Origin of the sequence: Anaerococcoides asporogena (assembly GCF_029590275.1) — a bacterium.
Lineage (GTDB): Bacteria > Bacillota > Clostridia > Clostridiales > Clostridiaceae > JG1575.
Genome location: NZ_CP120965.1, coordinates 2,889,674 through 2,902,811, shown reverse-complemented (window position 1 = coordinate 2,902,811; position 13,138 = coordinate 2,889,674). Strand labels below are relative to the sequence as shown.

The following is a 13,138-nucleotide window of genomic DNA, read 5'->3' as shown; positions in this document are numbered from 1 at the left end:
GATCGGGGGCGCTGGTCAGTCTTCCTCGTCCTCCGAAGATCCCCAGATCGCTTCCGCTTTTTTTCGAAGCACCAGCAGTGCGGCGGTCTCAGCCAGTGCGGATTCCTTGCGCTGAAGCTCTTTTTTCAGCCGTTTGAGCTCGCGCTGGGCTGCTTTGTCCTGCTGCATGAGTTCGGCGATCTGCCCGGGGATGTTGCCGTTGGCGTTCATGCAGTTTTCCTGCCAGTTCCTGATCTGCTCCGCGTAGAGCCCGTTTTTCCTGCAGTACTCCGAGAGCTCGGCCTCATTCATCTTCATGGTTTCCGTGACGATGAGGAACTTGTCCTGGCTGCTCCACTTATCTGACGGAGGATCCGCCTCAGGCAGTGGATGGCCGTTCTCCCGAAGTTCTTGACGCCATTTCTTCAGGGTGCCCTCCGGGATTCCAAGTGTCTCTGTGATCTTCTTCAATGGGATGTTCTCCGGGGGAAGCATCATCCGGATTGCAGTTTCTTTGATCCTTCTGGTATAAGCCATATTGTCGTCCTCCTCTTATCCTTAATAGGATACTTTTTTCTTTCAGGTACGACAACTTTTCTGACACATAGGGAAAGGCGTTGGCGACCTTCTCCGCTGGCAGATATTTCAAGGGCCTGGGATCCAGATTGAACAAAATCGCTACGCGATAGTTCTTTGTTACAATTTTATACTTATGCCTCTTGGTTTGACAGAGGCTTGTTCGTGCAAAAAAAACAAATAGTAGCTACACCTCCATTTATGGTTTATTGTGGATTCACTACAAACAACAAATAACCAAAGGAGAGCAACTACTATTTGCACGCCTATGTTACCATATTTTAGCCACCACAACAACACAACTTTTTTAATCTGCCCATCCAGGTCTCCACCCAAGGCGCTGATGCCCAATGCATTACTGCGCTTTTTGAAAGGAGTACCTCGATGGATCAATTTATTTTAGAATCTTATTTCTCTCAAATGGAACATTATCTCGAACTCAGAGATCTCTCATCAAATACCAAAAAAAGTTATCAATCCTTCCTGAAATCCTATCTCGAGTGGCTTGACTCCATGGGCATCCAGCCCAAGGACGCATCCTACGAAAATATCAGGACCTACATCCTCTACTTGAAGAAGACAAAGAAGCTTTCCAACCACAGCATCAATGCCCATACCTCTCAAATACGATTTTTCAGGCTCTATCTCCTGAAGCAACCGTGGGACCGGTACGAAGTTCCCGCCATGACGATCAAGTCTTACCTTCCAGAGGTTCTTTCGGTGGATGAGACCATGGCGTTTATCAACTCCATAAACGATTTGCGACTGAAAGCCTGCGTTGCATTACTGTATTCCTCTGGACTCCGGTTGTCTGAGCTTTGTCATTTGCGCTTTGAAGATATCCATTACCAGGATGGCCGAATCTTTATACGGGCTTCGAAAAACCGGTCCGAGCGGTATGCCACGCTCTCTAAAAAAGCGGTACTCATCCTAACAAAATATTATTATCAATATGGGCGACCCAGGGGATGGCTTTTCCCCAACAAAAAAGGGGATGGACCAGTGAAGAGCGCTTTTTTCGGACGTCTCATTTCTCTCCATCTGAAAAGCCTTAACTGGAGCAAGCATGTGACCGCTCACTCATTTCGCCACGCATTTGCCACTCATCTCTATGAGAGTGGGACAGATCTTCTTACCATCCAGAAACTGCTGGGACACAAATCCATAAACAGCACCACCATATACATCCATCTGGCAAGAACCGGGCCTGTCAACTTCACAAATCCCTTTGATGGTGGTTTGTAATGCACAAAATCCAGCAGGTCTTTGATCAGGGTTACCTTGGTTATCTGGAACAATACGGAATGAACTATGAGTCGAACAAAGTGGCAGAGGCGATCATGAGCTGCAAGACACCGGCTATGGGCGGTAACCAGACCATTTGCCAGGACTGCGGAAAAACCCATTTCCACTACAATTCCTGCAGAAATCGCCATTGCCCCTGCTGCCAATCCCTGAAAAAGGAAAAATGGATCGATGCCCAAAAGGCAGATGTCATTGATGCTCCTTATTTCCACGCGGTCTTCACCGTGCCCGAAGAGTTGAACCCACTGATCTATGCCAACAAACGGGCACTCTACAACCTCCTGTACAGCGCCAGCTCGGAAACTCTGATGGATCTGGCCCGCGACAAAAAGTTTTTAGGTGCGGACATCGGCTTCATCAGTGTCCTTCATACCTGGGGCAGCAACCTGTCGTTTCATCCACATATTCACGCGATCGTTCTGGGTGGTGGTCTCACCGATGCCGGTCGATTCGTGACTTCAGGCAAGAAATTTCTCTTTCCCATTAAGGTTGTTTCAAAGCTCTTTCGAGGCAAATTCCTGGACGGTCTTAAAAAACTCTCACTCAAAAAGACTCTGGCTTTCCCTGGTGAACTGAGCCTGCTCCAATTTCCTCGCGAATTCAACCAATTCCTGACGAAGCTTTATGCCAAAGAATGGATTCCCTACCTCAAAGAACCGTTCAAATCCGCGGACCAGGTGATTGAGTATTTGGGCCGATATACGCATCGTATCGCCATCAGCAACTCCAGGATCCTTGAGGTCGGCGACAAATCGGTTACTTTTCGGGTGAAGGACTACAAAACCGGTACGAAAAAAACGCTCACTCTTGGGCATGAGGAATTTATCCGAAGATTTCTCATGCATGTTCTTCCAAAGGGATTCGTCAAAATCCGGCATTACGGATTGCTCAGCAACCGAACGAAAGGCAAAAAACTTAAGCTGATCCGGATCCTGATCAAAGGGAAAATCGTCAAACCGGTCTTAAAGGATCTGACGGGAGTTGAAATTCTCAACCGCATATACGGGATCGACGTCAATTGTTGCAGACATTGTGGAAGTTCAAACATCCGGCGACAAAGTCTCGCCAGTGTCAAAAAGATCGAATGACCATGGGCCCCGATACAAAAAAAGCTCCACCCAGGTGGGGCTGCGAAGCATCCCCTTTTTTTCCAACGATGTTCCAATTCCAAAGTTTTAGAGAGTGGAGACAGCTCTTTTGCCTGATCCATGAGGCGGTGGGTTTGATTGAATCCCCATAGCCAGATCCAGTTCACGCGATTGTGTCCAATAGGAAAAATTGCTTCGGGTCATCAATGCTTTACTGCATATGATGGCTTTTTATTTTCCCCGAATCAATTCTTTCCTAACTAATTATACCGAAAGTAAGTGGGTATCGGACAGATATTTACCGGATCAGAAGGATTGCAACCTAAAATTTAGAAGGATCGCAGCCTGAAATTAGAAACGGAAAGATAGAAGCAATGACAGGAACCAACCTGTTCCCAAAAAGGAACAGGGGATCCGGAGCGTCTGACTGACAGGCGGCTCAGGATCCCGATGCTGCATTCATTTCTTTTGGTGCGGTCACTTTGACCTAATTCTCAGTGCTGTAATTAAATTCCAGCAGACCTGCGGACGCCTGGCTGAAAATGTCCCAGCCGGTGGCGGATGATTCCAGGTTCTCCTGTACGATCTCATGCCGGAAGCTGTTGGAAAAGTCGAAATCCTTGTTCAAATTGTTGTTGGTCGTGTTGTTCATGATAAATCCTCCTCGTTTCAAATAAGTGGTTTCCTGCAGTGACAGGTGCCATCCGGTGGAACCTGCCTGGTCTTGCCTGATCTTCTGAATAAGGAAATAAAAAAGCCTCGTCTCAGAAGATATCCTTCTTTTGAGACGAAACTGCTGATCAGCTCCGCGGTACCACTCAAATTGCATGGCTGTTTACCATGCCGCTCGTTGGGCCTTTATCGGTCCCGGACGTTAACGCCGTCCAGCGTGCGGGTCTACTGCCGTTGGGATATTCAGCCCTTTGGTTTCTTCCGCCGCTCGGAAGAGAGATCCCTGAAGGTTTCCGGTATCCGCTCACAGCCAGTACGGACTCTCTGCAACCATTGTTCCTTCAGCGTTTCTTCGTCATCGCTTTCCAAGAATTTATCATGGGTGATTAATGAAGTCAATAGCGTTTTCTAATTATTGCGAGTAGTTCAATAATGAATGCATGTAAAGCTTACCAGAATATCAACATCATAAGAATATTATTGTGAATCATTATTTTGATGGAACTTAAGCCTCCGGTCAAAAACGGCCATTTTTTGACCGGAGCATCATCAGTCGCAGTCCAGCGGTCATGAAAAACACTTCCTTTTCTTTCCTTCGTCCCCTAGAATGAACTTAAACAGATGCCGGGAACGGTCATCGAAGTTTGAATCGAACCGGATCTCAGGCTCGGGAGGAAGATTGATGCGATTATTCATAGCAATCAGGTTTTCTCAGGAAACCGGCTCCAAACTCACTGGGCTGCGCGATGAAGTCCGGCTTCATTCACAGCGCGGCAGATTCACCACTGCGGAAAATTTGCACCTGACCCTGGTATTTCTGGGCGAGTGCGATGAAAGACAGACCGCTGCCGTCCGGTCAGTCCTGGATGAGGTGCGGTTCGATCCGTTCCCCATCATCATAGATCGGGTGGGCAGATTCCAGCGCAATCGCCGAGACATCTGGTGGGCCGGCGTGGGTGAGAATGAGGCGCTGCAGGCTTTGCAGCTGGATCTGACGGAGCGGCTCTTACGGGCGGGGTTTTCATTGGAACAGCGCACGTACAGGCCCCATATCACACTCGGCCGGGACATCCTCACGAACTTTCCGCCCTGGACTATTCAACCATTAGTGGACAGAGTTCATACTGTTGAACTGATGAAATCAGAACAGATGGAAGGGACACTGACCTATACACCAATTTACTCAAAACCAGGCAATGCCGGGCAGCGGGGGACGAAACTGCAGAACAATGATTCAAAGGATCCGAGTGATTCTTAACGAAACGAACCTTCAGGGAGGAATTTTATTGTGAAACGATCCAGAAAAGAACTGACTGGGATGATTATGATCGCGATTGCATTAATCATCGCCGGGGTGAGCTACTTGATGCTGCCGGATGTAATGATTGTTCAAATTGGACTGGATGGGAAGGGCAGCAACACGCTGCCGAAGCTTCCCGGCCTGCTGATCCCACTGGCCATCAGTACGGTTTCTTCGATTCAGTATATGAAGAGCAAGACATCCGAAGGGGTCAAGAATCTGATGTTTGCTGTCCTTGGTCTTGGCATTGGCGTGTTCGCGTTTGTGATCAACTTCGGCAGATAGATAATTAAAATCACGGCCGCTCAAGATTTGGGCGGACAGCTCATAGTGAGGCTCAGTCCCATCAGTTGAAACCGAAGATTCTGTCTGGAACCACAGGCTTAAACAGAAGGCTACTGACATGTCCTTAAAGTCATGGAACACTGCAGGAGGAACGCATGGATTTCAATACGACGACAGACCAGTACGGAGACACCAGCCGGTTTATCTCACTGTTCAACGAGCTGGATGACTATATGGGAACCCGACTCTGTCAGGAGCAGGGGTCATGGAGCGATATGAATCATATCCCGTTCATGGATAAACTAAGGGAACTGACCGGATATCAGGTCATTCGGGCGGAACATCTTCATGAACTGAGGGAAATGGCTCAGCTGCGCAACGCGATCCTCCACGGCTATGGCAAAGCACCGGGTGTGAACCCGAAGGTGATCGCCATTCCGCTGAAAACCACGGTGGATCGCTTTGAAGAAATTTGCCGGGTGATCATGAATCCGCCAAAAGTATATCCTGCCATTTCAGTCCCTTTGCACGCAATGGCTGCAACCACCCTGGATCAGAGTTTGCAGTCCGTCGTAAACCGGATGATCGCAGGAAATTTCAGTTACATTCCGGTGCTGGAGAATGGGCGTCTGATTGGCGTCTTCAGCCAGGAAACATTGTTTAACATGCTGGCCGATCAAGATGAATACATTCTGGAGAAAGAACTGCCGCTGCGTGATTTTGAAACCTACATCAAATCGGAAAAACATGTGAATGAAAGCTTTGGATTTATTCCCAAATCCCTGTCGATTTCAGAAGCAGAGGCCGAATTTGCCGCCGGACGCCCTAATCAGCGACTGGAAGTGCTGTTCATTACAGAAAACGGAAATTCCGCCGAGAAGCTCCTGGGCATGACCACATTATGGGATTTGATGAATTACCGGGCAGAGAAGAAAGGCTTGTTTTAGAAGCCTGGAAGAAACATGTCCTGGAGCAGGCAGAGTGAATGAACAATTGAATGGCAGAATGATAAATAGAATATTTCAATGATAAAATGATGGTAGAATGAATGAATGATTAAACACAAAAGATTACTTAGAAACGAGGAGAAAGAATGAAGGCGAAAAAACTGACGAACCGGCCCGCGGCAAATCTTGCAGGACAAACGACAGCCAGAAAAATCGTGAAGGACACTCCCCCGGTGATCTACGAGGAAAGAGAGTATTATCCGGTCATGGTTGAACTGGCATATCTGCTGGAAAAAACCCATGCAATATATCACGAGGATGAGATTATCCAGCGAATCCGGCTTCTGGAAGAGGAGCAGCCGGAAGGAAAAGGATCAAACGGTCTTCTTTGGCAATCGATTGGAGATGAGGTAAATCTTCTTCTCGACGAACGGGCTTTTTCAACGTTCGAGGAGATCCTGAAGGACTATCTCGATCCGGCATTGCTCCAAAACCTGAGTAAGTTCCTGGAGCAAACCAATGAGAAAAGACGTTCAGCCTTTGAATCTGCCAGTGAAGAAGAGAAACAGCAATATAAGAAGATCCATGTGGTTTCTTTGAATTAGCGAGGCTGATTTGACCGTGCAGACTCCGGATCTGATCATCAGTGAATGCCAGGATAATAAGTCCCGAAAATATCTCCGGGTTAAGCCATGGGCCGAGCTCCTGGTATATTGATGGGTATAACCGGAGAGGTGCTTTGTTATTGAGCCATTGAATGAATCATTGGATGAACGACAGAGTAAACCGTTGAATGTCGCAGAATGGCGTCGAATGGCGTCGAATGAATTAAATCAATGCAAAACAAAAGCCGGATGCGAATCCGGCTTTCGCTGTTGCATGATGGTATCTTCTTTTGGTAGCCTAGACTGCGGTGTATCCGCCGTCAATCGGCAGGATCACGCCGGTGACATAGGAAGCTTCGTCACTGGCCAGGAAGATGGCTCCGGCATTGAGTTCGCCTTCTTTGCCGTAGCGTCCCATGGGGACTGTGCCTTTCATATAGGCCTGGAATGACTCCGTATTGAGCGTGTCCACCGTGAGTTCGGTTGCGAAATAGCCGGGACAGATCGCATTGCAGGTGATGCTGTATTTGGCCAGTTCAGCGGCAACGGCCCGGGTGAAGTTCACGACTCCGCCCTTGGAGGCATGATAGGCGACGGTATCGATGGCGGTATTGCCTACCAGGCCATACATGGAGGCGATGTTGATGATTCGGCCGTAGTTGTTCTTCTTCATGATGTTTGCGAATGCGCGAGTTACCAGGAATACGCTCTTCAGATCGGCGTCCATGGTGAAATCCCATTCTTCATCGGTCATGTTGAGAACGCCGGCATTTTTGGCGGAACCGGCATTGTTGACCAGGACATCGACTCTGCCAAAGGCAGCTTCTACTTCCTGAGCGGCCTGATTCACAGCCTTTGGATCGGTCACATCGCACTGGACGGTGACGCAGCGAACCCCGAGTTCTTCAAGTTCCTTCGCCAGCGTGTCCAGCTTTTCCTTGCGTCTGGCCAGAAGTGCCAGGTCAGCGCCCTGGGCGGCGAAACCTCTGGCCATCTGTGCTCCCAGTCCGGATGAGGCGCCGGTGATGACAACAACTCTGTTTTTCAGATTAAACATGTCCAATTCCTCCTGAAGGATAAAATTCATTGTTTGATAGTATGATATCAAATTATTGATAAAAAGATCGCACTCGGTGAAAAAATAGTTATGAATTTATCATTTCGATAATTAAAAATCATTCGCTGATTATTTTAGAGTGATTCCATCAAGATTGAAATGGCAAACCCTGTTGAAGGGCAGTTTCAGTGCTCATTGACAGTGGGACTTGATATATCACTGGGACGACTCCCGAATCCGGATTCCAACCGGATTCCCCGAGGTACGACCGGAATGCGTAACATATCAGCCAGAACTATTGAAAAACAGGGGGTCGGAGAGGGGGATTACGTCAGAACTTTCACCATATCAAGGGGGCTGATGATAATTATGAAACATAATGACGGGATAAAAATCCGGAAAGCCAAAGGTGATATGGGTTTCCGGATTCTTGGTTGATGACTGATATGGGACTGGGCGGTCAGCGAACGGAGGGGTCCTCTGTCTGGCTGGACAAGGCGGTCATGGCGCTGAAGATCTTCTCCGGGGTCATCGGCAAATCCCGGATGGAGGCGCCGGTGGCGTTCAGGATCGCGCCGGCAATGGCCGGAGGCGGAGTGTTGATGACCACTTCACCGATGGATTTGACACCGAAGGGACCGGAGGGTTCGTAGCTTGATTCGAAGGCCACCCGGATGGTTCCGACATCGAGGCGGGTGGGGATTTTGTATTGCATCAGGGAGTTGTTGTAGAGCTGGCCTTTGTCGCTGTACTGGATATCTTCATACAGCGCCATGCCAATGCCCTGGGCAATTCCCCCTTCGGCCTGAATCCGGGCGATGTTCGAATTGATGACGGTGCCGCAGTCCACAACGCCGACGTAATCGATGAGGTCGATGGTTCCGGTTTCCTGATCGATTTCCACTTCAGCCATGCCGACCATGAAGGGGGGCGGGGAGAAGGCGGAGCAATGGGACTCTGTGGCATAGAGAGTATTCTGGTGACCGGCCATATTCCGATTGGCCAGATCCTTCAGCGAAATCGAGGCATTGGTTTGTGCGTGGTAGACGCGAATTCCGTCAAAGTCCACTTCATCCAGCCCGCATTTCAACGCTTTGGCACCGGCCTCCCGGATCTTTAAAACCAGCGCTTCACACGTCTTGACGGTGGCCATGCCGGTGATGTAGGCGGTGCTGGAAGCGTAGGAGCCTTTGTCATAGGGCGAAGTGTCCGTATCGACCCCATGTACGACAATATCATCCACGGAACAGTTGAGGCATTCAGCGGCTACCTGGGCCAGGCTGGTGTCGCATCCGGTGCCCATATCGGCTGCGCCGATGCTGAGCGAGTAGAAGCCATCGTCATTCACTTTCAACGAGACAGCAGCGGTATCCAGGTGCGTGATGCCGGAGCCCTGCATGGCCATGGCTACCCCAACGCTGCGGATCTTGCCGTTGCCAAGATCACGGGCTGGATATTTCTCGTCCCATTTCATCATTTCCTTAGCTCGGGCCATGCAGCGATCCAAGGCGCAGCTGTTGAGCTGCTCGCCGTAATAGGCCGGCATGATCTGCCCTTCGCGGACCATATTCAGCTCCCGCAGCTTGACCGGATCCCAGTCCATTTTCCGGGCCAGTTCGTTCACCGCGGACTCCACGGCGAATAGTCCCTGGGGCGCGCCGTAACCGCGGTAGGCACCGGCAGACATCACATTGGTATACACAACGTCAAAACGGAATCGGAACGCATCCGCTTTGCCATAAAGCGGAATCGACTTATAGGCAGAAAGTTCCACCGTGGTGGGACCGTGTTCTCCATAAGCGCCCGTATTGGACAGGGTATACAGGTCGATGGCTCGGATGATGCCGTCCTTGGTGGCGCCAACCCGGACCTTCAGGATATTTTCATGCCGCGGTGATCCGGCGATGTGTGATTCCTGGCGGCTGTAAACCAGCAGAGCCCCTTTTCCGGTCTTCATGGTAACCAGAGCCGGGTACATCTCCATGACAGCGCTTTGCTTGGCACCGAACCCTCCGCCGACTCGGGGTTTTATGACGCGGATCTGACCCTTGGGGATTCCCAGGGCATGGGAAAGAATGCGACGGACATGAAAGGGGACCTGGGTGGACGAGAGGCAGGTCAGCCGGCCATAGACATCCTGATAGGTGTAGGTCCGGAAGGTCTCCATCATCGCCTGGTTATTCGCCTTGGTATGATAGGTTTCCTCCACCACATAATCACAGCCGGCCAGCACGGCTTCCACATCGCCGTGTTCCTTCTGACCGCTGGCTGCCAGATTGCGCCGGTTGTCGGCTCCCACCGGAACCAGGCTCTTCCAGTTGTCCTCGGGATGGATCAGAATGGGATGGTCCTTGGCGATCATCGGATCCAGCAGGGGTTCCAGCACCTCATAGCTGACCCGGATCAGACTCATGGCCTTATCTACGAGTTTCGCGTCGGTTCCGGCAACGATGGCTACGGGATCGCCTACAAAGCGCAGGTGCCGATCCAGGATCAGCCGGTCATAGGGGCTTGGTTCCGGATAGGTCTGACCGGCCAGTGTGAATCGCTCATTCGGAACATCCTGCCAGGTCAGAACGCATTCGATGCCGGGCAGGGCCAGTGCCTGGGATGCGTCGATTTCTGTGATGAGGGCGTGAGCATGGGGACTCCTCAGAAGTTTTACCACCAGGGCATCCTTCGGCGTGAGGTCCGCCGTATAGACCGGCTTGCCCGTGACCAGCGCCATGGCATCTTTTTTCCGGATGGGCTTATTCAGCTGCTTCATGTTTATTTGCCCTCCTTGCGTTGAGATAGTTGCGGATGGCCCGCTTTTGTCCCATATAGCCGGTACAGCGGCACAGGTTGCCGGACAGGTAATGAGCGATGGCCTCATCATCGGGCTGATCCAGTTCCCGGGTCATGGCCAGAACACTCATGACGATGCCGGGACTGCAGAAACCGCACTGTTCTGCGCCTTCGTCTGCCAGGAATACACCAAATTCAGCGGCTTCTTTCTGAAGTCCCTCCAAGGTCAGGACCTGCTTTCCGTCGACTCGGGCAGCCAGAGTCGAACAGGACAGAATCGGCCGGTTGTCCAGCATGACGGTACACAGACCGCAGCTGGAGGTCTCGCAGCCTCGTTTGACGCTGAGACAGCCATTGTCTCGGAGAAAGTCGATCAGGAGCGTGTCATCGGCGATTTCCCGCTCGATGTCCTTCCCGTTTAATTTCAGATGGATGATCATGCCTTTGTACCTCCCAGAATTTGCTCAAGACCTCTCCGGATATAGACCTGAGCCAGATGCCGGCGATATTCCGCGCTGCCCCTCATGTCCTTACCGAAGGATAATTGTGAGACCGCCTGCTGTGCCAGTGAATCCGGATCAGCCGCAGCGTCATCCGACAGGGCGAGCTCTACCAGGGCGGCCTTCATGGGACGCGCGCCGACAGAAATATAAACCGTTTGATTCCTGCATGCTGCTGCTACGGCAATGACTGGAAAATCTGTCCGGGTATTTCTTTGGGACAGATAGGCAGCGGTTCGGTTGTCGCGCCGGATAATAATCCGGACCAGTATGTCATTGTCAAGTTTCTGATTGACAAAGTCTGCTAGTGGGACCAGCCCGCCCTGATACAGTTCAACCCGGGTGTCCAGTGCCAGCAGGCTGGTCAGGACGTCTGAAAAGCCATAACGGCCAAAGACGCTGCCGCCTATCGTTGCCCCATTTCTAAACTGGACTCCAACCAGAGAGCCCAGGGCGTTGGCGAAATATCCAGGGAACTGGCGATTGATTTCAGGGTGCAGTTCCAGCGTTCTGAGGGTGCACATGCAGCCGATCCGGAATTCTTCCGGAGTGACTTCGATCTGATCCAGTCCCAGCAGGGACAGATCAATCCCGGTAGCAACGGATCGATTGGCCATTTTCATCCACATGAATCCACCCAGAATCACATTGGATCTCTCCTGATTCAAGGTCCAGGCTTCGTTCAGGCTGCTGACCCGGATGATCCTCTCCATATTCATCATTTTGATTCCCCCTATGCATAGTTCATAGCTCAAAGTACAAGCTTATCGTTCCAAGTTCAATTTTATTGATCGTGGTCGGTAATTAGTGATTAGTAATTAGCAGCTGGCCGTTCGTAGTTAGCAGTTAGCAACTGGCAGTTAGCAGCTGGCAGTTAGCTGAGGGTAGTTCATTGTTATGAGTTCATGATTCTTTGTCATTGAACATGTTTGGCTGGCCGGTCTCTTGTCAGAAATTGACGATGCGATTGATCGCGAACTGTTCAGACTGGTCATTTACGAAGGTTTTTTTATGGGAATGACATTTTGTTCGTTTTGAATATTATACGTTATTAATGCATTTTTCTCTACTCAGGAAGTACGAGGATCATCGACGGATCTTCCTGAGTCAGTCCAGAAAGCATCGGATTTTTGCGCAGGCAGGGAAAGACTGTCTTGGAAAAAACAGGTTCAAGAGGAAAGGTAGTGTTTTTGAGATAGTTGATTCCTGATTCCTGATTCCTGATTCCTGATTTCAAAAATTGGGTTTTCTTCGGGTGGATCGCCAGATGGGATGGTGAAGGGCAGGAAGATACATGGATAAATATTCTCGTTATGTGAATATTTATCCAATGGACTGAGCGGCTCATGTCGGGGTGATATACCTATTTATTCGATAGATGCAAGTTTATCGATGAAAGGAATCATTATTGCCTTGGGCTTATGGCGCATCTTCTTAGAATATCAGGGTGTATTCTATGCTGATTTTTTCGAAATACCATGAAAAAGCATCTTTTATCCAGGTTTTTCCAAGGAAAAGACAATGGTAAAAATGCAGGAATTAAAAACTAAAATTGCATTTTTATCTCTTTTCCCCTTGACATGATTGATTGCAACAATATACAATTTGACCAAGAAATCAAGAGAATTCAGGAGGATCAAACATGAACAAGAAATGGATCACTTCCATCGGGGCTGTGCTGTTGTCAGCCGCACTGCTGGCATCCTGTTCGGCCAGCGGAGCTGCCAAGCAGACCGTGAAACTGGCAACCGGAGGCAACACGGGAACCTATTATGCCTTTGGGACGGCGGTTGGTCAGATTCTGGGAGAAAAATCCGGAGTCAGCTTCAATATTCAGTCCACCGGAGCTTCCAAGGCGAATATCCAGCTAATCTCCGCGAAGGAAGTCAACATGGCCATCGTTCAGAATGACGTCATGGACTATGCCTTTAATGGCACGGATCTGTTCGCCACCGACGGTGCGGTAAAAGGTTTTTCAGCCATGGCCGGACTTTACCCCAATTCCCGGAAATAGTATAGTCTACACCTTCGGTTTGA

General features: G+C 49.9%; 13 protein-coding genes. 7 read left to right on the top strand and 6 right to left on the bottom strand.

The window, feature by feature from the left end; translation table 11 throughout:
• Nucleotides 1-15 precede the first annotated feature (15 nt).
• Complete coding sequence (locus tag P6M73_RS17050) at nt 16-516, bottom strand: transposase (RefSeq protein WP_489666452.1); 501 nt, start codon at nt 514-516, stop codon at nt 16-18.
• Nucleotides 517-939: 423 nt separating this feature from the next.
• Here P6M73_RS17050 and P6M73_RS13320 point away from each other — a divergent pair, with 423 nt between their 5' ends.
• On the top strand, nt 940-1,800 hold the full coding sequence (locus tag P6M73_RS13320) for a tyrosine-type recombinase/integrase (RefSeq protein WP_277853523.1): 861 nt from the start codon (nt 940-942) through the stop codon (nt 1,798-1,800).
• A complete protein-coding gene (locus tag P6M73_RS13315; protein ID WP_277853522.1) occupies nt 1,800-2,948 on the top strand; it encodes an IS91 family transposase in 1,149 nt (382 codons plus the stop codon). Before P6M73_RS13320 ends, P6M73_RS13315 begins: the two co-directional genes overlap by 1 nt.
• A 487-nt stretch (nt 2,949-3,435) precedes the next feature.
• Here P6M73_RS13315 and P6M73_RS13310 read toward each other — a convergent pair whose 3' ends face one another.
• Nucleotides 3,436-3,600 carry a hypothetical protein gene (locus tag P6M73_RS13310; RefSeq protein WP_277853521.1) on the bottom strand — a complete coding sequence of 55 codons (165 nt, stop codon included), beginning with the start codon at nt 3,598-3,600 and terminating at the stop codon, nt 3,436-3,438.
• Between the two features lie 702 nt (nt 3,601-4,302).
• Between P6M73_RS13310 and thpR the strand changes: the two genes are divergently transcribed.
• The 4 genes from thpR (at nt 4,303) to P6M73_RS13290 (ending at nt 6,757) form a co-directional block, all read left to right on the top strand.
• Nucleotides 4,303-4,878, top strand: coding sequence for an RNA 2',3'-cyclic phosphodiesterase (gene thpR / locus P6M73_RS13305; RefSeq protein ID WP_277853520.1), 576 nt, complete (start codon nt 4,303-4,305; stop codon nt 4,876-4,878).
• 30 nt (nt 4,879-4,908) lie between these two features.
• Entirely contained in the window at nt 4,909-5,205 is a 297-nt protein-coding gene (locus P6M73_RS13300; protein ID WP_277853519.1) for a hypothetical protein, read from the top strand.
• A 155-nt stretch (nt 5,206-5,360) separates the two neighbouring features.
• Nucleotides 5,361-6,152: a CBS domain-containing protein gene (locus tag P6M73_RS13295; RefSeq protein WP_277853518.1), complete on the top strand. Its 792-nt coding sequence runs from the start codon at nt 5,361-5,363 to the stop codon at nt 6,150-6,152.
• 146 nt (nt 6,153-6,298) lie between these two features.
• Complete coding sequence (locus P6M73_RS13290) at nt 6,299-6,757, top strand: hypothetical protein (RefSeq protein WP_277853517.1); 459 nt, start codon at nt 6,299-6,301, stop codon at nt 6,755-6,757.
• A 298-nt stretch (nt 6,758-7,055) separates the two neighbouring features.
• On the opposite strand, the gene P6M73_RS13285 is transcribed toward P6M73_RS13290, so the two are convergent.
• The 4 genes from P6M73_RS13285 to P6M73_RS13270 all read right to left on the bottom strand — a co-directional run bounded on the left by P6M73_RS13285 (nt 7,056) and on the right by P6M73_RS13270 (nt 11,823).
• Entirely contained in the window at nt 7,056-7,814 is a 759-nt protein-coding gene (locus P6M73_RS13285) for an SDR family NAD(P)-dependent oxidoreductase (RefSeq protein WP_277853516.1), read from the bottom strand.
• Between the two features lie 460 nt (nt 7,815-8,274).
• A complete protein-coding gene (locus tag P6M73_RS13280) occupies nt 8,275-10,581 on the bottom strand; it encodes a xanthine dehydrogenase family protein molybdopterin-binding subunit (RefSeq protein ID WP_277853515.1) in 2,307 nt (768 codons plus the stop codon).
• Nucleotides 10,565-11,041 (bottom strand): (2Fe-2S)-binding protein, encoded by a 477-nt coding sequence (locus P6M73_RS13275; protein ID WP_277853514.1) that lies wholly within the window; start codon nt 11,039-11,041, stop codon nt 10,565-10,567. Before P6M73_RS13275 ends, P6M73_RS13280 begins: the two co-directional genes overlap by 17 nt.
• Nucleotides 11,038-11,823, bottom strand: a complete 786-nt coding sequence (locus P6M73_RS13270) for an FAD binding domain-containing protein (protein WP_277853513.1) — start codon at nt 11,821-11,823, stop codon at nt 11,038-11,040. Before P6M73_RS13270 ends, P6M73_RS13275 begins: the two co-directional genes overlap by 4 nt.
• Nucleotides 11,824-12,743: 920 nt before the next feature.
• Here P6M73_RS13270 and P6M73_RS13265 point away from each other — a divergent pair.
• Complete coding sequence (locus P6M73_RS13265; protein ID WP_277853512.1) at nt 12,744-13,115, top strand: TAXI family TRAP transporter solute-binding subunit; 372 nt, start codon at nt 12,744-12,746, stop codon at nt 13,113-13,115.
• Nucleotides 13,116-13,138 lie beyond the last annotated feature (23 nt).

What these genes read in the sequence shown, in the direction of transcription:
- P6M73_RS13290 (WP_277853517.1), top strand. Translation starts at nt 6,299, where the DNA reads ATGAAGGCGAAAAAACTGACGAACCGGCCCGCGGCAAATCTTGCAGGA.
- P6M73_RS13270 (WP_277853513.1), bottom strand. Translation starts at nt 11,823, where the DNA reads ATGATGAATATGGAGAGGATCATCCGGGTCAGCAGCCTGAACGAAGCC.
- P6M73_RS13310 (WP_277853521.1), bottom strand. Translation starts at nt 3,600, where the DNA reads ATGAACAACACGACCAACAACAATTTGAACAAGGATTTCGACTTTTCC.
- P6M73_RS17050 (WP_489666452.1), bottom strand. Translation starts at nt 516, where the DNA reads ATGGCTTATACCAGAAGGATCAAAGAAACTGCAATCCGGATGATGCTT.
- P6M73_RS13265 (WP_277853512.1), top strand. Translation starts at nt 12,744, where the DNA reads ATGAACAAGAAATGGATCACTTCCATCGGGGCTGTGCTGTTGTCAGCC.
- P6M73_RS13280 (WP_277853515.1), bottom strand. Translation starts at nt 10,581, where the DNA reads ATGAAGCAGCTGAATAAGCCCATCCGGAAAAAAGATGCCATGGCGCTG.
- P6M73_RS13320 (WP_277853523.1), top strand. Translation starts at nt 940, where the DNA reads ATGGATCAATTTATTTTAGAATCTTATTTCTCTCAAATGGAACATTAT.
- P6M73_RS13275 (WP_277853514.1), bottom strand. Translation starts at nt 11,041, where the DNA reads ATGATCATCCATCTGAAATTAAACGGGAAGGACATCGAGCGGGAAATC.
- P6M73_RS13285 (WP_277853516.1), bottom strand. Translation starts at nt 7,814, where the DNA reads ATGTTTAATCTGAAAAACAGAGTTGTTGTCATCACCGGCGCCTCATCC.
- P6M73_RS13315 (WP_277853522.1), top strand. Translation starts at nt 1,800, where the DNA reads ATGCACAAAATCCAGCAGGTCTTTGATCAGGGTTACCTTGGTTATCTG.
- P6M73_RS13295 (WP_277853518.1), top strand. Translation starts at nt 5,361, where the DNA reads ATGGATTTCAATACGACGACAGACCAGTACGGAGACACCAGCCGGTTT.
- thpR (WP_277853520.1), top strand. Translation starts at nt 4,303, where the DNA reads ATGCGATTATTCATAGCAATCAGGTTTTCTCAGGAAACCGGCTCCAAA.